The following is a 17,548-nucleotide window of genomic DNA, read 5'->3' as shown; positions in this document are numbered from 1 at the left end:
CATATCAAGCTTGCCCACTACCCAGCAATTGCCGTTTTGCGGCCTGATACTCTTCTTGCAATTGCGCAACGACTTCTGCTGCGGGCAAAATGGAAAGAATGCTGCCCACACCCTGTCCGCTGCCCCAGATATCTTTCCACTTCTTGGGCTTGCCGACGTCCATGCTTTCGCGTCCGCCAGCAGAAAGGTTGTCGGGGTCCAGTCCCGCCGCCGCGATGCTGGGCTTTAAATAATTGCCGCTGACGCCGGTAAAGTACGGCGTATAGATAATATCTACCGCAGTGGTATCAACAATCATTTGCTTGTAGGCGTCCACAGCACTGGATTCTTCGGTAGCAATAAAACGCGTCCCCATGTAGGCCAGGTCGCAGCCCATGGCCTGGGCCGCCAGAATCGCGCTTCCGTTGGTAATTGAACCGGCCAGTACCAGCAAGCCATCGTAGATGGCCCGCACTTCATTGACCAACGCAAAAGGGCTGAGGGATCCGGCATGACCGCCGGCACCGGCGCAAACCAGTATCAGGCCATCCACGCCCGCGGCAATGGCTTTCTTCGCGTGGCGCAGCGTTGTGACATCGTGCAAGACCATGCCGCCGTATGCATGCACGCGTTCCACCACGCGCTCGGGCGAATGCAATGACGTGATCACAATAGGCACGCGATGCCGCACGCAAGTTTCCAGGTCTTCATCCAGGCGAGGATTCGACTGATGAACGATCAGGTTAACCGCGTAAGGCGCTACAACACGGTCGGGATTATCGGCGCGATAGCGCGCTATGCCCGCTTCAATTTCATCCAGCCATTCCGAAAAGACCTCTTGAGGACGAGCGTTCAAGGCCGGGAATGAACCAACAATACCCGCACAGCACTGTGCGATAACCAGCGCGGGATTCGAAACCAGAAACATCGGCGACCCAATAACGGGCACCGTAAGACTTTGCTTCAGCTCAGCTACATTGGACATTTGATACTCATTGATTAAATCGTTAAAGGGCAGCTAGACCTTGGCCTGCTCTTTCTTGGCGGCCGCGCCTGCCCGGGTCAACACCAGCACATCGCTTTCCCCTTCCTGCGCAACCTCTCCGTTCTGGTTGATCAATTGGAAACGGCGTCCCAGCTTGCCGCTGTTGCCGCTTTTACCGGGCTCGAGCGAGGTAATGGTCAACTTCAAATGGATAGTATCGTTGACCAGCAACGGCGCCAGAAAATTCCAATTTCGAAAGCCCAGCATGGCGATGACCGAATCATGAAAAATGCCCAGCTCGTGCAGCATACCTGTGCTTACCGCGATACCCAGTACGCCATGCACGACGCGTTGACCGAAACGCGTGGTCTTGGCGAATTCCGCATTCGCGTGCAACGGATTCCAGTCGCCTGACAGCATGGAAAAAAAGGTCAGGTCTGCTTCGGTAATAGTACGCCCGCCGCTTTCAAAGACCTGGCCAACTGCAAAATCTTCTAAGTAATAAGTAGTCATGCTGCTTCCTTTAATCGTTGGATGGCCATGTCGCGCAGTTTGGTGCGCTGGATCTTCGCGCCATTCGAACTTTGCGTTGTAGGGAATTCAGGCACATCCCAAATGCGGACCGGCACCTTGAAGGCGGCCAGCGTATTGGCTACGCCAGCCTTGAGCGACGCTTCATCAAGGGTGTGGCCGGGCTCAAGAATGACAAAGGCGGCGCAGCGCACCTGGCCGTTCAGCTCGACCCCCACCACTTGTGCGTTAGACACGCCGGGCAGATCCTTCAAGACATCTTCGACCTCGGCCGGGCTGACCAGATAGCCCGCCAGGCGTATGGCATCGCCCTGGCGCGTCTGATAAACGAAACTCCCATCCTCGCGTAAGTAGCCGACATCGCCTGTAGAGAAAAACCCATCTTTGTCGATAGCTTTCTGCGTCGCTTCCTGATTATTCAGATAGCCCACGAAGTTGGTGTCGGATCGAATCTCGATGGCGCCGCTCTGGCCCACAGGCAGAATTTCGCCCGTATCGACATCGCGTATGCGGATTTCGGCACCGGCATGAGCCGGTAAACCGCCCCCCTTGATGCGCTCTGGTATAGGCTGGGCCACTCGTTGCAACGAGAAAAGCGCCTGTACTTCGCTGGAACCGTAAAGTCCAAACAAAGGAATTTTTCGCCGCCAGGCTTCGCTGCCAAACTCATCGACACCGGGGTGGAAAGAGGCAAAGCCGAACACCCGCGCCGATGGGAAGGGCATGTCTCCTACAGCATGGTTCATGATGAGCCGGAACATCTCGTCGCTGCCAAAGACATGGGTTACGCCATGATGGACAATCAGTCTTGCCGCTTCAGCGCCATCGAACGTGTCCATAAGGACAACTGGCTTGCCTGCCGCAATCGCCCCGAACGCAGCATTGAACCCGAATACGCCGCAAAACGGCAACGCCGCCAAAAGACATGCGCCGTTTTCTTCGAACCCATAGCTTTTCGCGACCCGCTGGCAGTGCAGCGTCACTGTGCGTTGCGGATGCATCACCAGTTTCGGGCCGCTGGTCGTGCCTGACGTGGTAAACAGAATGCTCAGGGAGTCTGGCCCACCCGTCAGCGGCACATCGCCATCCGCCAAGTCGGCCAGGTTGAAAGTGGTCGTAGGCTTGCCAAGAATGCTGTCCGGCAAGTCGGCCGGAGCCGCATTGAGTACCGCGACGCGCTCCAGGCTTTGCGCGGCGGCGGGATTAACGCCAGCCAGCACCGCGGGAAAATCGATCTTGCGAAAATTCAGCTCCAGCACCAACAGCTTGGCCTGCGAGCGCTCCAGAATATATTCCAGTTCGTGTGAACGGTAACGGGTATTGACGGCAACCAGCGTAGCGCCAATATGCGACAAGCCAGCATAAAGCGTCAGCCATTCAATACGATTCACCAGCCATACGGCCACCCTGTCGCCCGGGCCTATACCCTGCGCGGCAAGCCAGACAGCCGTTTTCCGGCACATAAGGTCGAATTCTCCGTACGTGATCTGGCGGTCGCCATCGATAAAGGCGACATCACCGGTATGCTGGGCAACATGGTGGGCCAGCAATTCCGGCATGCTTAAAAACTGGGACATCTCAATAAAGCTCCATGAGTTTGGCGTTATCGGCAAGCTCTTCGGGCAAGGCCTCGGTAATAATGGCGCCGGATTTCATGACCACCACGCGGTCGGAAATCTTGAGCGCTTCTTTAACGTTCTGTTCAACCAGCAGAATCGACATGCCGGTAGCGCGCTGCAGCGCTCGTATTGGCTGGAGCAAGTCCTGGAAAAGCTTGGGCGCCAGGCCAATGGACGGCTCGTCCATCAACAGGCACCTGGGCCGGCTTAGCAATGAACGGCCAATCGATACGATTTGCTGCTGGCCACCCGACAAAGTGCCCGCTCGTTGCTGGTAGAAGCCGGCAAGCGCGGGTAGCACGGACATCACCCACTCCAGACGTTCTGCGCGCTTTTCTTTAGGCACACCCGCAGCCCACAAACCCATTTTCATGGTCTCCGCCACGGTAAGGCCCGGAAAAATGCCCCGGCCCTCTGGCACCAGCGAGAGCCCGGCCGCGGTCAGCGCACGCGGTTCGATGGTATTCAGTTGCTTGCCATCCAGGAAGATTTGCCCATCTTGGCGCGGAATCAGGCCGAACAGTGACTTGAGCAGGGTCGACTTGCCTGCGCCGTTATGGCCGATCAGGCAAAGCACTTCGTTGGCGCGCAATTCAAAGTCGAAGTTATCCAACACCGGCCGTCCGCCATATCCCACAACAAGGCCTGTTGTCTTGAGCACAACGTCGGTCATGCGGCTTGCTCCCCAAAATAGATCGCCGCAAGATGCGGATCTTTCAGCACCGTGGCGGGATCGCCATCGGCTAGCAGTTTGCCTTGATCCAGAAAGGCAATGCGGTCAGAAATGCCAATCACAATATCCAGATTATGTTCGATAATGCATACGGTGACGCCTTGTTTGACCTCGTTGCGCAACAGCGTCAGGAACAGTTCGTACGAGCCCCGATCCAGCCCCGAAGCAGGTTCGTCGAGCAGCCACATCTTGGCGTCGGTGGCCATAATGCGAGCCAGGCTAAGAAATTTTCGTTCCGCATACGACAAGTCTATGGCGCGTGTTTTGGCTTTGCTGGTCAGGTGCGTTTTCGCCAGGATATCCATGACCCGCTCCTCTTTAGCCTTGCGGCCGGCGCGCCCACCCGGCTGCCATATCCACGACACAGGTTCCATTACGGTCAACACGTTCTCTTGAACGGTCATTTGATCGAATAGGCGCAAATCCTGGAAAGTTCGGGCAATGCCCTTGCGGGCGATTTTCCAGTGGGCCTGGCCGACAATAGACTCGCCCTTCCACAGGATATCACCGCCTGTAGGCGTCAAATGCCCTGTAATCAGATTGAATAGCGTGGTTTTGCCGGCGCCGTTAGGCCCCACCAGCGTGGTCACAATGCCGGCCCGCATATCCAGCGACACATTATTGGTAACTTTAAGGCCGCCAAAATTCTTTTGTAGATTCGTAATGCGCAGCAATACTTCTTGATCAGGCTGGGTCATTTCGCCCCCGTGTTTTTAGAAGATCCCACCAGCCCGCTCGGACGGAAAATCATCAATAGCACCATGGCCGCGCCATAGGCGATTTGCTGGATCGCACCGATCTCGGTCGGCGGCAGAAACCACATATAGCTGAACAGGCTGGGCAACAGCATAAGCAGCATGGTGCCCACGATAGGCCCAAGCAGCGTACCCGTGCCACCGATAATGACCATGGCCATGAGCAATACCGATGTATCAAGCATAAAACTTTCAACGTTGATAAAGCCCAGATAGAAGGCATACAGCGCACCCGCGATCGCCGCCAGGGCGGATGAAATCATGACCGACAGGGTTTTAATAAGTGACACGTTCTTGCCAAAGGCGTGCGCCGCCGATTCACTATCGCGAATGGCTTTCAGGTTGCGTCCGAAGCTGGACCGCAATAGCGTGCTGGTAATGAAGACAACCAACAGCAAGCAGCCTGCGGCAAGCAACATGAACTGCGCCGGGTCAGCCACCGCGTAGCCGAAAATATCGACAGGCGGAATGCCAATGACGCCACCCAGGCCGCCGGTGAAGGATTTCCATTCGGCGAAGATCGTAACGCCCAGCACTTGCAGCCCCAGCGAAGCCGCTACGAAATATTCGCCGCGCACCCGCAAGGCCGGCAACGCCAGCACCAGCGACAGCACTGCCGCGACAAACATCGCGACAGGTATGGCAAGAAAAAACGACGCACTGAAGTTCAGCGCAAAATACGCGGCGGTATAGGCGCCCACACCAAAAAATATGGCATGCGCCATGGAAAAAATACCTGCGTAACCCATGATGAAATTCAGGGTTATGGCAAGAACGGCGTTAATGCACATCAACGTCGCGAGATTGAGTATATAAGCTAGCATTTCCCTGTTACCTCACGAAGTGATGGCGCGGCCGAAAAAGCCGGACGGACGGAACAGGATGAACAGGAACAACACGACGAAAGTCACAGCCTCGCTCCATTGCGGCCCCAGATACATCAGCGCCAGGTTTTCGCTCATGCCCAGCAACAGCCCGGCGCACGCTGCGCCGCGCAGGCTGCCGACACCGCCAACAATGGTTGCCGCCAGGCTGATCAGCATGACGTGATGCGCCATGGCGGGATTCAGGCCCGAGCTTGCCGCACTGAGAATAGCCGCAGGTATCACCAGCAAAGAACCCAGAGCAAAAACAATGGTCGACAAACGCCGCGGACTCAAACCATAAACACGAACCAGCTCGGGGTTCTCGGAAAGCGCCCGCAACCCCATGCCGACATGCGTGCGCATCAGGAAAATTTGCAAGGCGCCGAAAAAAACCACAGCGCAAATGATGGCGATGCCTGACAGCGGCGACACATACAGCCCCGGCATCAGCTCGATGCTGCGCGACAATGGCGTAGTCACCGACACGAATCCGCGGCCAAAGATCATTCCAATCAGATTCTGAACGATAATGCCGGCGCCCAACGACGCTACGAATACCGTAAAGAAAGAGCCCTCATGCCGCTGAATGGGCGCATAGACATAGCGATCCAGACAGACACCAAAGATGACGGCGGCAAGCGTTGCCGCCAGCACCGCCAGCAGCCAGTGCATTTGCGCCACAGAATAAACGTAATAGAACACGTAGGCGGCAATGGTGAAGGTCGCCCCATGCGCAAAGTGAAATACTTTAGTAGCCCCGAAAATCAGTGAAAATCCGACTGCGATCAGCGCGTATAACGCGCCGACCTGCACCCCATTAATCAAGAGTTGTATCAGCAGCATGGCAATGTGTTTTCCGGCTTATTCGGCAATGACCGATACGACTTTGCCGTCTGCGCCATCGATTTCATTGATCTGCATGGGGCTGATTACGGTTCCATTCTCTGCAAACGTCACCTTGCCGCCCACCAGGTCGAATGTCTTGGTTTGAATGCGCTGAGCCAACAAGTTTTCGCCAGTAATCGGCTTGCCTTGTTTTTCCAGTTCATGCGCCAGCAAACCAAACAAGCGAACTGCGTTGTAGTAGTTGGCTATGTAGGCCGTGGGCATTTTGTTGTATTTTTTCTTGTAGTCATCGACAAAGCGCTTGGTCACTGGGTCGGTGGAATTCCAATCCACATTTTGACTGGTGTAGTACGCCCCCTTGGCTTCGGGCAGCGCATTAAGTTCAGGTGTGGAAAACGCCGTATAACTGACGAACTGTTGTTTGATACCGTTGTCGCGGAACTGTTTGACGATTTGCGACTGCTGGGAACCATACGACGCAATGTAAATGACATCTGGATTGGCAGATCGCACGCGCGCGGCGATTCCGCTGAACTGTTGCGCAGTGGCCGGCACTGATAAGGCTTCGACCAGCTCGCCGCCTATCTTGGGCAGGCTGTCGGAAAGCTCTTTGCGTATGCCCTCGCCTAAAGGATCATCCACATACACCAGAACGAACCGCTTCATGTTGCGTTCTTTGATCAGGTACGGAAGCACGGCCTTTACTTCATAGTTGGCCAGGGGAATGATGTTCCAGAAATAAGGGCCAAGTTCGGCCAGATCAGGCCCCACCCCACCGCCATTGATCGCCACTGTCTTGGTACGGCTGGCGGTGGTCGAGATCGCTTTAGAGACGCCAGTAAACGCCGACAACACATAAGGCACCTTGGACACATTGACCAGCTTGTTCATGGCAATGACGCCCTGCTGCGGCAAAGCCTGACTATCCTCGTACTGGATAGTCAGCTTGCCATCGATAAGCTTGTCGGCATTGACGTGCTCGGCCGCCAGATTGGCGCCTGAACCGAAGATATCCCCATAGGTCGCGTTAGGGCCACTTAGGGGAAACACGGCGCCTATCGTGACATCGGCAGCATGGGTGGACAATGAGCCCAAGGCGGCGAATGCCACCAGGCTTGCGGAAAGCAGGTTTTTCACAGCAGTCATTAGGGGTCTCCTGGATATTCTTTGATCGTGGTTTTCTACCTCGTTCGCCAAGTTTGCCCGTCCGACTGCCGCCCCACAATACGTATTTAGATAAGAGCCTATTAAATGCCGCTTAAGACTGGGGAAAACACTTATTCAACGCCCCTGGAAACGGGGCGGTCGCTTCTCGCCAAAGGCGACCATGCCTTCCAGGTAATCGTCGGTATCGCCCAAGCCGCGCTGCAAGTCGCGTTCGTAATTGATCTGCGCCTCCAGCGAGTTGTCCCCCGAAGCATAAATAGCCTGCTTGGTGGCGGCAAACGCCCGCGTCGCGCCGTTGGCCAGGCGCTCGTGCACCGAGGCAATGGTCGACTCCAGCTCGTCATCGGGAATGCAGCGCCAAATCAGCCCCCATTGTTCTGCAGTCTCCGCGCTGACCGGTTCCGCAAACAGGGATGCGCCCATGCTACGCTGGGTGCCCACCATGCGCGGCCAAAAATACGTGCCACCGGCGTCTGGCAGGAGCCCGATTTTCGTAAACGCCTGAATGAACTTGGCCGACTTGACCGCAAAGATAACGTCGCAAGCCAGAACCACGCTGGCTCCCGCACCCGCCGCTACGCCATTCACCACGCAAACTACCGGCGCCGGCAGGGCCCGCAGCCGCAAAACCAAAGGTCGATAATTGTTTTCGATGCCTGCGCCCATGTCGCGCTTTTGACCCGCCGGCAACGGCTTTCTTTCAGATAAATCCTGGCCTGCGCAAAAACCGCGCCCCGTTCCAGTAAGGATGACGCCGCGCAAATCGTCTTGGGCCTCAAGAAAAGTAAGCGCCGCTTTCAAATCATCATGCATGATTTGAGTAAAGCTGTTTAGCGTTTCAGGCCGGTTCAGGGTGATATGCCCCACACCATCTTGATAGTTGAACTTGATATGCTGGTATTCGTGAGCCATGGCTCTCCCTTTATTCTGGCTGGTTAACTGGCATAGTGCCGCACAGGAAATCGTATCTAACAACGTGGCGCCTGTATAAACAATCTTGTTTTTTAGAAGGCTGAGTTCAGATTGCCTGAATACAGAAAGCGGCTTGTTTTATTAATCGTAAGCGCCTATTGGCAGGTGGAACTACGTGTGATAACATGTTCCTGCTAACGCAGGTGCAGCCAGCAAGAACAATACCCCTATATCACCGGGAACAGGCACCGCGCTTTCCTAGGCGTTGCGTCGCATGTATTCATCCTATGGCCATCAACAAGGCCTGGGGCCCCGCTTCAGGCGGCGGTTAACGCCACGCCTGACCTTCGAACCTCGGTTCGCAATCGCAGCAGCCGTACATTGGGCCGAGCCAACGCTCACCTGCGAAATGTCACTGCCCTTACCAATACCAATGCTGCCTACGGATGCCATGATATCGCATCACGCCCGCCATCGAATGATACGCAATGCGAGTTCGACGTGCCGGCACTTTATTAATTTTTACAGGAATATTTTATGGCTAAAGAAGAACTGATTGAAATGGGTGGACTGGTTACTGAAGTACTGCCCGACTCGCGCTTTCGTGTCACCTTGGACAACGGCCACCCGGTCGTCGCCTACACTGGCGGAAAAATGCGTAAGCACCACATCCGCATTCTGGCGGGCGACAAAGTGTCGCTGGAAATGTCGCCCTACGACTTGAGCAAAGGCCGGATCACTTTCCGCCACATTGCTGGTCGCGCACCTGGCGGCCCAAGCCAGCGTCGTCGTTAATAAGAAAAGTTGGACGCACACCAAAGGCTTTACAATCCGCTAGCGATTGTCAAAACCACAAGGAGCGTCCGTGACCAGTCAGCAGCCAACCGCCGATGTCCAACCGGACACACCCCACATTCTTGCGCTAACCAGCTTGCCGGAATGGGCGGCATTTGAAAGCGCTGCCAAAGCTGCCCCTATCCATGTCAACAGCCTGCGACTGATCAACGCTGCGGGCATTGATTTGGATATTAGCGGGCAAAGCAGTTCCCCTGCCCTGGAAGAAGCCACCGAAGCCCTGCTGGCGGCTCGCCAATTCGATGCCATGCGCGATCGCCTGCTCTCGGGCGGCATCGCCAATGTTACCGAAGAGCGCGCTGCCTGGCATACGGCCCTGCGCACCCCTGCCCCCATCGATGAAGTCGCCGCCGAGCGCCAGCGACTGAATGAATTCGTGCGCCTGGCCGATTCAGAACGGCGTTGGCGCAATATCGTCCATATTGGTATCGGCGGCAGCGACTGGGGGGTACGCCTGGCCGTCAACGCCTTCGGTTATGCCGGCACATGGCGGCAAGTGCATTTTGTTGCCAATATCGACGGCCACGCCATTCAGGGCGGCCTGTCTGGGCTAGATCCGCACGATACCTTGATCGTACTGGCGTCAAAATCGTTCACAACGGCTGAAACCCTGCAAAACGGGCAGCGCGCCCTGGAATGGCTGCAAGCATCAGGCGTGCAAAACCCCTATGAACAAGTGGTTGCCATTACCGCAAGACCCGATGTGGCCAAGGCGTGGGGTGTGCCAGACGCGCATATTTTCAAGCTTTGGGACTGGGTAGGCGGGCGCTTTTCATTATGGTCGGCCGTAAGCCTGACAACCGCCCTGGCTGTCAGTGCTGACGTGGTGGCCGGCATGCTGGCGGGCGCCGCAGCGATGGACGCCCACTTCGCCCAAGCGCCTATCGCCCAGAACGCCCCCATACAAATGGCTATCGCCGGCATCGTCAACCGCAGTGTGCTGGACTATGGGTCGCTGAATATTGCCCCCTACGATTTCCGGCTCGCGAGTCTGGTGCCCTATATTCAGCAACTGGAAATGGAATCGCTGGGCAAGTCGGTCAACGAGGCCGGCGACGCCGTAGGCGTGCCCACCGGCCCTGCTGTGTGGGGCATGCCCGGCACCGATGCACAACATACGTTTTTCCAGTGGCTGCACCAGGGCACCGACGGTGCGCCTGTCGATTTCATTGTGTGCGAACAAGCCGACCACGGCTGGCCCGAACACCATCAAAGCCTGCTCGCCAATTGCCTGGCCCAGCGCGAAGCCTTGTTAAAAGGCAAGACTTACGAACAAGCCCTGGCGGAATGCCTGCAATTAGGCCTGCCGCGCGAGAAAGCCGCTTGGCTGGCCAAGCATAAAGAGCACGAAGGCGGACGCCCTTCCAACCTTATTGTGCTACCCCGCTTGTCGCCCTATACGCTGGGCGCCCTGCTGGCGATGTATGAACATAAGGTATTTGTACAAGGCATCATTTGGGGTATTAACCCGTTCGATCAATGGGGTGTGGAATATGGCAAGGTGCTGGCCAAAGGCATTGTCGCTGAACTGGCCGGGCAAGCGGCCATCGACCCCGGGCACGATACCTCTACCGCGCACTGGGTGGCCAAGTTCGGAGCATCCTTAAAAGCTTAGTCCGGCTAAGTTCCCCCTATGCAACCCAGAGATCTCCGCAATTTGTTCTTGCTTGCCGCTATCTGGGGCGGCTCGTTCTTGTTCATGCGCTTGGCGGTCAACGACTTTGGCCCGATGGCCTTTGTTGAAATGCGCATCGGCATCAGCGCCATCTTCCTGCTGGCTGTGTCTGCACTGATGGGTAAGCTGGCCATCCTGAAAACCCACTGGAAGCCGATCGCAGTTTGCGGCATTGTGAACGCGGCTATCCCGTTTTACTGCTTTGCCTATGCGGCGCAAAGCTTGCCGGCTGGAACGCTGGCCGTTATTAACGCCATGACTCCCATGTTCGGCGCACTGATTGCTCGTGCCTGGCTACAAGAACACCTGACGTGGGCAAGCCTGGCTGGCCTATTCATAGGCTTTGCAGGAATTATCGTGCTGGTCTATGAAGACTTGTCGTTCGGCGCACAAGGTGAAGGCTGGATGGTGCTCATTGCCATGACGGGGCCATTTTCCTATGCTGTGGCCGCCTGCTACACAACCAAATACCTGAAGGGAATAGACCCCATTGCCATCGCCACGGGCAGTGTCGCGACATCCGCTATCCTGCTGGCGCCGCTGGCCATATGGGCCTGGCCAAGCACCCCAATTTCAAACGTAGCATGGGCGTCAGCCGCCGCTATAGCGATTCTATGCACCGGCATCGCCTATATTATATTTTTCCACCTGATCGCAAGGGTGGGTTCGACCAAAACCATTACCGTTACCTTTCTGGTTCCCATGTTTGGCATCTTCTGGGGCGTGATGATTCTTGGCGAAGCGCTTACGCTACATTTGCTTCTAGGCACCAGCATCGTCTTGCTGGGCACCATGCTGGCGACCGGGATAATAGGCCGCAAAGCGGCAAGCGCCTGAACGCCCGCCCTATGCCGACATTTGAGCCAATGCCGTGTCAGATACCTCGATACCGTTAGCAGCTGCGCGATCACTCATGTTGCTGCGCCGGCTACCCGGAACTCGCACGCCTTCATCAGCCAGCATGGCTGCAAGCAACACATCGACTCGGTCGAAGTAGGAGTCCATACCTGCCAATGCCGATGGATCCACTACCAGGAAAACATGGCCTATATGCGGCCGATTGCCTTGGACGCTGAAGAACGAGTCTGCTTCGAATCCGAATGCAGCCCCTGTCAACGATACGCATAGCAGCTCGACCATCAGCGCAAGCATTGCTCCTTTCACTCCTCCTGCTGGACACATCATGCCATCGAGTCCCGCCTGCGGATCCGTAGTAGGCCGCCCATCCTTGTCCAGCGCCCAGCCCAGAGGGATCTGGCGCCCCTCGCGCGCCGCCACCATCAGCTTGCCCCGCGCCACTTCAGATAGTGACAAATCTATGCTCACTGCATCCCCGCTACGCCGCGGAAACACGGCAGCAATGGGATTAGTGCCGAACAATGCCCGGCTTCCACCCCAGGCCGGCATGGCGGCCGGCGAATTGCTGAAGGCAAAACCCACCATACCACTTTGCGATACTGCATCAAGATGCAGGCCCGCAACTCCGAAGTGATGACTACGCGTCACTCCGGCAAAGGCGATAGAGAATTCACGAGCACGGCTTATGGCCTCACGAATAGCCAATTCGCATGCAGGAAATGCCAGCCCTTCCCCGGCGTCCACCAGTACCCCCGCACCATGGGAGCGCAGAATGGCGGGCCGCGCGCTGCCATCGACGCGGCCGCTGCGCAGATGCGAAGCATACTGGCTCACCCTGGACAAACCATGTGAACCCAAGCCTTGCGCTTCTGCCTTCACCAAAGCACACGCCGTACTGTGTGCCATCTCGAATGTGGCGCCCGCATTCTGCAGGACTGCCACAACGCGTTCTTCAAGAGATTCAACCGAATAAAGTGCCATGGTTACCCTTAGCAATACAGTTATTTGAGTAAATAAGCACTGACTTGGTCAGCGATCAGTTGACTGACGCGCACATTGGATTCTGCAGTGACGCCGGCAATGTGGGGTGTAAGAATCAGGTTGGGCACGCCCCCAAATGGATTGGCCGCCGGAACCGGTTCGACGTCGAATACATCCAGTGCCGCCCCGGAAAGCCGACCCTCGCGTAACGCCGCCGCCAGGGCGGATTCGTCGACGATACCGCCCCTGGCCGTATTGATAAGTATGGCGCCCGGCTTCATTCGAGCGATAAGCGCGCCGTTGAATAAATGGCGGGTGCTGGCAAGCAACGGCACATGCAGGCTTATCACATCGGCCCCCATTACAAGCATATCCAACGAGCTCGGCTGGACACCGACCTGCCCCCATATTTCAGCACTATCGGGCAGGGCCGGATCGTGGGCGGTTACCGTCATACCCAGGCTGCGTGCTAATTTCGCGGTCAACTGACCAATACCCCCAAAGCCCACCAATCCCAGCACCCTGCCTGCGGTTTCACGTCCTTCGGATAAACGCCCGCGCGGCCACCCTCCGCATGCGACATCGGCAGAAGACATGAAACCGCCACGCAACAAAAGCATGGAGGCGGCAATGACATATTCAGCTACTGCCTGCGAATTGGCGCCAATAGCAGGTATCACCTTGATGCTTCGTTCAGCACACGCCGGCATATCAATATTGTCGAGCCCAACGCCAAGTCGCCCGACCACTTTAAGCTTGGCCCCGGTTGCCAGCAGACTGTTGTCTACCTTGGTACGGTTGCGCACAATCAGGGCATCTGCCGAAGCCAATGCCGGGCCCAGTGCATCAGGCCGATCAACCAACGCGGGATCATAGAGGACATCAAAGCTTTGTTGAAGCCGCGCTACAGCAGCGCCATCCATGAATTCGGAAATGACTATTTTCATCGGCTCTCCAGGTGAGAGCCCGATCGTACCTTTCCTTATAGATCCATGTCAATCAAATGATATAGATGAATTAGAAATAGCTGTGTCAAGTCTGGAGATTGGCATGCCCTCTCCTGGCCATGAACTACTTAACCGTTGGCATGCTCCTGGCCTATGTATTCATAGCGCTCGGTATTGACCCGGGAAATCCGCCATTCGATAGGCAGCTGATGAAACGAATAGGCGACACGCCGAACCTCCAGCAAAGGATCTCCATCTGCAATATCAAGCCAGGCTGCATGGTCGGCATCGGCAGTAGTTACGCGGACCCGCTCAGCCGTGGCAATGACATTGATGCCGAACATTTCCTGATAGAAGCTGTAAAGCGTGCTCGAGCGCTGGCGCAATTGCTCTTTACTCAGGCCGCTGAACAAGGCTTCCGGAAGCGTAATCGTGTCGACAATCACCCTGTCGCCATGCAAGCTCAGGAGGTTCACGAACTCAAACACATAGGCGCCCGGGCCAAGCAACAGCTTTTCACGCGCTTCTTCGCTAGCCCGAACACGCCGGAAACGCTGCAACACCGTAGTCGGATAGGTCTTGGCATCGTCCTGACGGACTATCCGGAAGAATTTGAAAAAGTGCTGATTGTGTGCATGGATGGCCACAAAAGTACCGCGGCCTTGGTGCCGGATAAGTATGTTTTCAGCGGCTAGCTCGTCTATGGCCTTGCGCAAGGTGCCTATGGACACGGCAAAGCGCTCTGCCAGCAGCTTCTCGGGTGGAATGGCTTCCCCCTGCTTCCATTCTCCGGTAGCCAACGCGGCCAATACGGCCCGCTTTACCTGCTGGTAAAGCGGTGTTCCAGAAGGACTAAGGTGTGACAAATTTGTGCTCATAAGCTGTTCATGCATAGAAGAGTAGTGTCCGCAATTGTAGACCTGACGACAGGCGTCCGAGCCGCAAGCCATTCTGTTTATACATTTTAACCCATACAATCAAATCATATAGATGATATGCTTGACATGGATGAACCAGCCGCATAATATTGCTTCCATGGTGCCGGCCGGCCATCTCGGGTCTGTCGGCGGTTTTCATCAAGAGAGGAAGAAAAATGATTCATGCCGTATTGCACGATTCCAAGGACACGGTCGCGGTAGCCGTAGTAGAAGGCATCAAGGCCGGTACCGAACTCACCGCCTGGATAATGGACGAAGACAAGACAATTCATGTGACCGCCAAGCAAGACATCCCCATCGGACATAAAGTCGCCTTGCAAGAAATGAACGTCGGCGACACCGTTTTCAAGTACGGCGTTGACATCGGCAAGGTAGTCGCCCCTATTGCCGTCGGCGACCATGCCCACGTTCAGAACATAAAAACCAAACGCTGGTAGCCGTCCGCGACCCGCCCACCACACATATCAGGATATAAGGATTCTCAACATGGCCGTCATTTCTGCTTCCTCTACGTTCATGGGATATCGCCGCGACAACGGACGCGTAGGCGTTCGCAACCACGTGATCATTCTTCCCGTCGACGACATTTCAAATGCGGCTGTCGAAGCCGTCACCAACAATATCAAGGGCACCATTGCCCTGCCCCATCCTTATGGGCGACTGCAATTCGGCGCGGATCTGGACTTGCACTTTCGTACCCTCATAGGAACTGGCAGCAATCCCAATGTTGCGGCCGTTGTTGTAATCGGCATCGAAGAAGGCTGGACAAAGCGTATAGTCGACGCCATTGCGGCAACCGGCAAGCCCGTTGCCGGCTTTAGCATCGAACTGAACGGCGATCATGAAACCATCAAGCGAGCGTCCCAGAAAGCCAAAGAGTTTGTCCATTATGCAACCGCAATAAGCCGCGAAGAATGCCCTATCAGCGATCTGTGGGTTTCGACCAAATGCGGTGAGTCCGACACCACTTCAGGCTGTGGCGCCAATCCTACCGTGGGTAATGCATTCGACAAGCTGTACGAGCTTGGCAGCACGCTGGTTTTTGGCGAAACCTCTGAAATTACCGGCGGCGAGCACATCGTCGCCGAACGCTGCGCCAACAACGAAGTACGCGAACGCTTCATGTTCATGTTCAATCGCTACCAGGATATGATCAACCGCTGGAAAACCGACGACTTGGCAGAATCGCAGCCAACCAAGGGAAACATTGCCGGCGGCTTGACCACCATCGAAGAGAAGGCCATGGGCAATATCCAGAAAATCGGCAAAAAATGCATGGTCGACGGTGTAATTGACAAGGCAGAAATACCCACAAGCAGCGGATTGTGGTTCATGGATTCATCTTCGGCAGCCGCCGAAATGGTCACCCTCTGTGCAGCATCGGGCTACGCCGTGCACTTCTTCCCCACAGGGCAAGGAAACGTGATCGGCAACCCCATATTGCCCGTCATCAAGATATGCGCCAATCCGCGCACCGTCCGCACCATGTCCGAACACATCGATGTGGACACATCGGGCCTGCTGCAACGTGACATGGACCTGGATCAGGCAGGAGACAAACTGCTTGAGTGCATGTTGGCTACCGCCAATGGTCGTTGGACGGCGGCCGAAGCGCTGGGTCACCGCGAGTTCGTACTGACGCGCTTGTTCGAAAGTGCATAGTTTTTCCTAAGCGACTGTTTTGTTTTTACTGCGACACCCTGCTTCAGGCTCAGCGATACTTCAATCATGATGTATCGCTGAGCATTTTCCATGCGCCGATGTGGCGTCATTGCTGTCTATGTATAACTATAATCAGGAGACAACCATGCATCATCGACTTAGCGCCGCAAGGGGCTTCAAAAAACTGTTTGTCGCTACGGCATTATCGGCAGGCCTGCTTTCATCCGCCTGTGCGGCAAGTTGGCCAAGCCAGGCCGTCACCATCGTCGTACCATTTTCAGCGGGCGGCACCACCGATGTCGTAGCCCGCCTGATAGGCCAGAAGCTAAGCGAGCTATGGGGCCAAAGCGTCGTCATCGACAACAAGCTGGGTGCAGGTGGCAACATAGGCACCGGTATTGTTGCCCAATCCCCGCCCAACGGCTACACCATCCTCATGGCTTCGGGCAGCATATTCACGGTCAATCCGCATTTATATAAAACCCTGCCTTTCAACGTAGAGAAAGACTTCACACCCATCACCAATGTCGCTGCCGGCCCCATGGTGGTGGTCACTTCCGACAAGGTCAAGGCCAAAACCTTGCAAGAGCTCCTGGATTTTGCAAAGAAAAATCCCAAAGAACTTAACCTGGGCTCGGCCGGCCTGGGTAGCCAAGTGCACATGGCTGGTGAAAACTTTTCGTATGCGGGCAACATCGAAATGACCCATGTGCCATATCGCGGCGAAGCAGCGGCCTACACCGATTTGATGGCTGGCCAAATCGATGTTGTTGTCGGAAATATCGGCGCCGTCAGTTCACTGGTTGGCAGCGGCCGCATCCACGCCCTGGCAGTAACCAGCAAAGAGCGTGCTGCCATGCTGCCCAATGTCCCTACGGTGGCCGAAAGCGGCATTCCGGGCTTCGAGAACTATGGGTGGTTTGGCTTCATCGCCCCCCGTGGAACTCCCCCGAATGTCATCAAGAAAATCCGGGACGACACAGTCAAAGTTCTTGCCATGCCAGACATCAAGAAACGGTTGGCTGACCAAGGTATGGAACCCGGTGGCGAGACGCCTGAAGAATTTTCCAAGAGCATCAAGGAAGAATCCAAGAAATGGGCCAAAATCATTGCTGACCGGAAAATCAGCATCAACTAATACTAGTCAAGCAGCCGGTACAGCGCCTACGCCGTTCCGGCTTTTCTTCGGCTAGCGCATTTTCGGTGTTAGCGACGTTGTTTGGCTCTGGTGACGTTGTC

The 17,548-nt window shown here is 55.8% G+C and carries 18 protein-coding genes; 6 read left to right on the top strand and 12 right to left on the bottom strand.

The window, feature by feature from the left end:
• Window positions 1-4 precede the first annotated feature (4 nt).
• The 9 genes from ABWO67_RS13435 to ABWO67_RS13395 form a co-directional block, all read right to left on the bottom strand.
• On the bottom strand, window positions 5-964 hold the full coding sequence (locus tag ABWO67_RS13435; RefSeq protein WP_353152309.1) for an NAD(P)H-dependent flavin oxidoreductase: 960 nt from the start codon (window positions 962-964) through the stop codon (window positions 5-7).
• Between the two features lie 33 nt (window positions 965-997).
• On the bottom strand, window positions 998-1,477 hold the full coding sequence (locus tag ABWO67_RS13430; RefSeq protein WP_353152307.1) for a MaoC/PaaZ C-terminal domain-containing protein: 480 nt from the start codon (window positions 1,475-1,477) through the stop codon (window positions 998-1,000).
• Window positions 1,474-3,072, bottom strand: a complete 1,599-nt coding sequence (locus ABWO67_RS13425) for an AMP-binding protein (RefSeq protein WP_353152305.1) — start codon at window positions 3,070-3,072, stop codon at window positions 1,474-1,476. The genes ABWO67_RS13430 and ABWO67_RS13425 overlap by 4 nt, the downstream gene beginning before the upstream one ends.
• 1 nt (window position 3,073) lies before the next feature.
• Window positions 3,074-3,787, bottom strand: a complete 714-nt coding sequence (locus ABWO67_RS13420; RefSeq protein ID WP_353152303.1) for an ABC transporter ATP-binding protein — start codon at window positions 3,785-3,787, stop codon at window positions 3,074-3,076.
• Entirely contained in the window at window positions 3,784-4,545 is a 762-nt protein-coding gene (locus ABWO67_RS13415; protein ID WP_353152301.1) for an ABC transporter ATP-binding protein, read from the bottom strand. The genes ABWO67_RS13420 and ABWO67_RS13415 overlap by 4 nt, the downstream gene beginning before the upstream one ends.
• On the bottom strand, window positions 4,542-5,426 hold the full coding sequence (locus ABWO67_RS13410; RefSeq protein ID WP_353152299.1) for a branched-chain amino acid ABC transporter permease: 885 nt from the start codon (window positions 5,424-5,426) through the stop codon (window positions 4,542-4,544). The genes ABWO67_RS13415 and ABWO67_RS13410 overlap by 4 nt, the downstream gene beginning before the upstream one ends.
• A gap of 12 nt (window positions 5,427-5,438) precedes the next feature.
• Complete coding sequence (locus tag ABWO67_RS13405; RefSeq protein WP_353152297.1) at window positions 5,439-6,311, bottom strand: branched-chain amino acid ABC transporter permease; 873 nt, start codon at window positions 6,309-6,311, stop codon at window positions 5,439-5,441.
• 18 nt (window positions 6,312-6,329) lie between these two features.
• Entirely contained in the window at window positions 6,330-7,460 is a 1,131-nt protein-coding gene (locus ABWO67_RS13400; protein WP_353152295.1) for an ABC transporter substrate-binding protein, read from the bottom strand.
• A 135-nt stretch (window positions 7,461-7,595) separates the two neighbouring features.
• Window positions 7,596-8,393, bottom strand: a complete 798-nt coding sequence (locus ABWO67_RS13395) for an enoyl-CoA hydratase-related protein (RefSeq protein ID WP_353152293.1) — start codon at window positions 8,391-8,393, stop codon at window positions 7,596-7,598.
• Between the two features lie 537 nt (window positions 8,394-8,930).
• Here ABWO67_RS13395 and infA point away from each other — a divergent pair.
• The 3 genes from infA to ABWO67_RS13380 all read left to right on the top strand — a co-directional run bounded on the left by infA (window position 8,931) and on the right by ABWO67_RS13380 (window position 11,760).
• The gene (infA, locus tag ABWO67_RS13390; protein ID WP_013744218.1) at window positions 8,931-9,188 is read left to right on the top strand and encodes a translation initiation factor IF-1; all 258 of its coding nucleotides are present in this window, start codon (window positions 8,931-8,933) and stop codon (window positions 9,186-9,188) included.
• Between the two features lie 70 nt (window positions 9,189-9,258).
• Window positions 9,259-10,863 carry a glucose-6-phosphate isomerase gene (pgi, locus tag ABWO67_RS13385; protein WP_353152290.1) on the top strand — a complete coding sequence of 535 codons (1,605 nt, stop codon included), beginning with the start codon at window positions 9,259-9,261 and terminating at the stop codon, window positions 10,861-10,863.
• A gap of 18 nt (window positions 10,864-10,881) precedes the next feature.
• The gene (locus ABWO67_RS13380; RefSeq protein WP_353152288.1) at window positions 10,882-11,760 is read left to right on the top strand and encodes a DMT family transporter; all 879 of its coding nucleotides are present in this window, start codon (window positions 10,882-10,884) and stop codon (window positions 11,758-11,760) included.
• A gap of 9 nt (window positions 11,761-11,769) precedes the next feature.
• On the opposite strand, the gene ABWO67_RS13375 is transcribed toward ABWO67_RS13380, so the two are convergent.
• The 3 genes from ABWO67_RS13375 to ABWO67_RS13365 form a co-directional block, all read right to left on the bottom strand.
• Window positions 11,770-12,762 carry an Ldh family oxidoreductase gene (locus tag ABWO67_RS13375; protein WP_353152286.1) on the bottom strand — a complete coding sequence of 331 codons (993 nt, stop codon included), beginning with the start codon at window positions 12,760-12,762 and terminating at the stop codon, window positions 11,770-11,772.
• 20 nt (window positions 12,763-12,782) lie between these two features.
• Complete coding sequence (locus ABWO67_RS13370) at window positions 12,783-13,709, bottom strand: hydroxyacid dehydrogenase (protein WP_353152284.1); 927 nt, start codon at window positions 13,707-13,709, stop codon at window positions 12,783-12,785.
• 128 nt (window positions 13,710-13,837) lie between these two features.
• Complete coding sequence (locus tag ABWO67_RS13365; protein ID WP_353152282.1) at window positions 13,838-14,587, bottom strand: GntR family transcriptional regulator; 750 nt, start codon at window positions 14,585-14,587, stop codon at window positions 13,838-13,840.
• A gap of 215 nt (window positions 14,588-14,802) precedes the next feature.
• Here ABWO67_RS13365 and ABWO67_RS13360 point away from each other — a divergent pair, with 215 nt between their 5' ends.
• The 3 genes from ABWO67_RS13360 to ABWO67_RS13350 all read left to right on the top strand — a co-directional run bounded on the left by ABWO67_RS13360 (window position 14,803) and on the right by ABWO67_RS13350 (window position 17,447).
• Window positions 14,803-15,084 carry a UxaA family hydrolase gene (locus ABWO67_RS13360; RefSeq protein ID WP_353152280.1) on the top strand — a complete coding sequence of 94 codons (282 nt, stop codon included), beginning with the start codon at window positions 14,803-14,805 and terminating at the stop codon, window positions 15,082-15,084.
• A gap of 49 nt (window positions 15,085-15,133) precedes the next feature.
• Complete coding sequence (locus ABWO67_RS13355) at window positions 15,134-16,309, top strand: UxaA family hydrolase (RefSeq protein ID WP_353152278.1); 1,176 nt, start codon at window positions 15,134-15,136, stop codon at window positions 16,307-16,309.
• 145 nt (window positions 16,310-16,454) lie between these two features.
• Window positions 16,455-17,447: a Bug family tripartite tricarboxylate transporter substrate binding protein gene (locus ABWO67_RS13350; RefSeq protein WP_353152276.1), complete on the top strand. Its 993-nt coding sequence runs from the start codon at window positions 16,455-16,457 to the stop codon at window positions 17,445-17,447.
• Window positions 17,448-17,548: the final 101 nt, after the last annotated feature.

It is taken from the genome of Pollutimonas bauzanensis (genome assembly GCF_040393045.1).
Lineage (GTDB): Bacteria > Pseudomonadota > Gammaproteobacteria > Burkholderiales > Burkholderiaceae_B > Pollutimonas > Pollutimonas bauzanensis_A.
The sequence above is the reverse complement of the archived record's forward strand: the minus strand, read 5'-3'. Positions and strand labels throughout refer to the sequence as shown.

Excerpts from the sequence above, each read along its gene's own strand:
- ABWO67_RS13370 (WP_353152284.1), bottom strand. The coding sequence starts at position 13,709 with ATGAAAATAGTCATTTCCGAATTCATGGATGGCGCTGCTGTAGCGCGG.
- ABWO67_RS13360 (WP_353152280.1), top strand. The coding sequence starts at position 14,803 with ATGATTCATGCCGTATTGCACGATTCCAAGGACACGGTCGCGGTAGCC.
- ABWO67_RS13350 (WP_353152276.1), top strand. The coding sequence starts at position 16,455 with ATGCATCATCGACTTAGCGCCGCAAGGGGCTTCAAAAAACTGTTTGTC.
- ABWO67_RS13435 (WP_353152309.1), bottom strand. The coding sequence starts at position 964 with ATGTCCAATGTAGCTGAGCTGAAGCAAAGTCTTACGGTGCCCGTTATT.
- ABWO67_RS13375 (WP_353152286.1), bottom strand. The coding sequence starts at position 12,762 with ATGGCACTTTATTCGGTTGAATCTCTTGAAGAACGCGTTGTGGCAGTC.
- ABWO67_RS13405 (WP_353152297.1), bottom strand. The coding sequence starts at position 6,311 with ATGCTGCTGATACAACTCTTGATTAATGGGGTGCAGGTCGGCGCGTTA.
- ABWO67_RS13395 (WP_353152293.1), bottom strand. The coding sequence starts at position 8,393 with ATGGCTCACGAATACCAGCATATCAAGTTCAACTATCAAGATGGTGTG.
- ABWO67_RS13430 (WP_353152307.1), bottom strand. The coding sequence starts at position 1,477 with ATGACTACTTATTACTTAGAAGATTTTGCAGTTGGCCAGGTCTTTGAA.
- infA (WP_013744218.1), top strand. The coding sequence starts at position 8,931 with ATGGCTAAAGAAGAACTGATTGAAATGGGTGGACTGGTTACTGAAGTA.
- ABWO67_RS13415 (WP_353152301.1), bottom strand. The coding sequence starts at position 4,545 with ATGACCCAGCCTGATCAAGAAGTATTGCTGCGCATTACGAATCTACAA.
- ABWO67_RS13410 (WP_353152299.1), bottom strand. The coding sequence starts at position 5,426 with ATGCTAGCTTATATACTCAATCTCGCGACGTTGATGTGCATTAACGCC.
- ABWO67_RS13355 (WP_353152278.1), top strand. The coding sequence starts at position 15,134 with ATGGCCGTCATTTCTGCTTCCTCTACGTTCATGGGATATCGCCGCGAC.
- ABWO67_RS13420 (WP_353152303.1), bottom strand. The coding sequence starts at position 3,787 with ATGACCGACGTTGTGCTCAAGACAACAGGCCTTGTTGTGGGATATGGC.
- ABWO67_RS13365 (WP_353152282.1), bottom strand. The coding sequence starts at position 14,587 with ATGAGCACAAATTTGTCACACCTTAGTCCTTCTGGAACACCGCTTTAC.
- ABWO67_RS13400 (WP_353152295.1), bottom strand. The coding sequence starts at position 7,460 with ATGACTGCTGTGAAAAACCTGCTTTCCGCAAGCCTGGTGGCATTCGCC.
- ABWO67_RS13380 (WP_353152288.1), top strand. The coding sequence starts at position 10,882 with ATGCAACCCAGAGATCTCCGCAATTTGTTCTTGCTTGCCGCTATCTGG.
- ABWO67_RS13425 (WP_353152305.1), bottom strand. The coding sequence starts at position 3,072 with ATGTCCCAGTTTTTAAGCATGCCGGAATTGCTGGCCCACCATGTTGCC.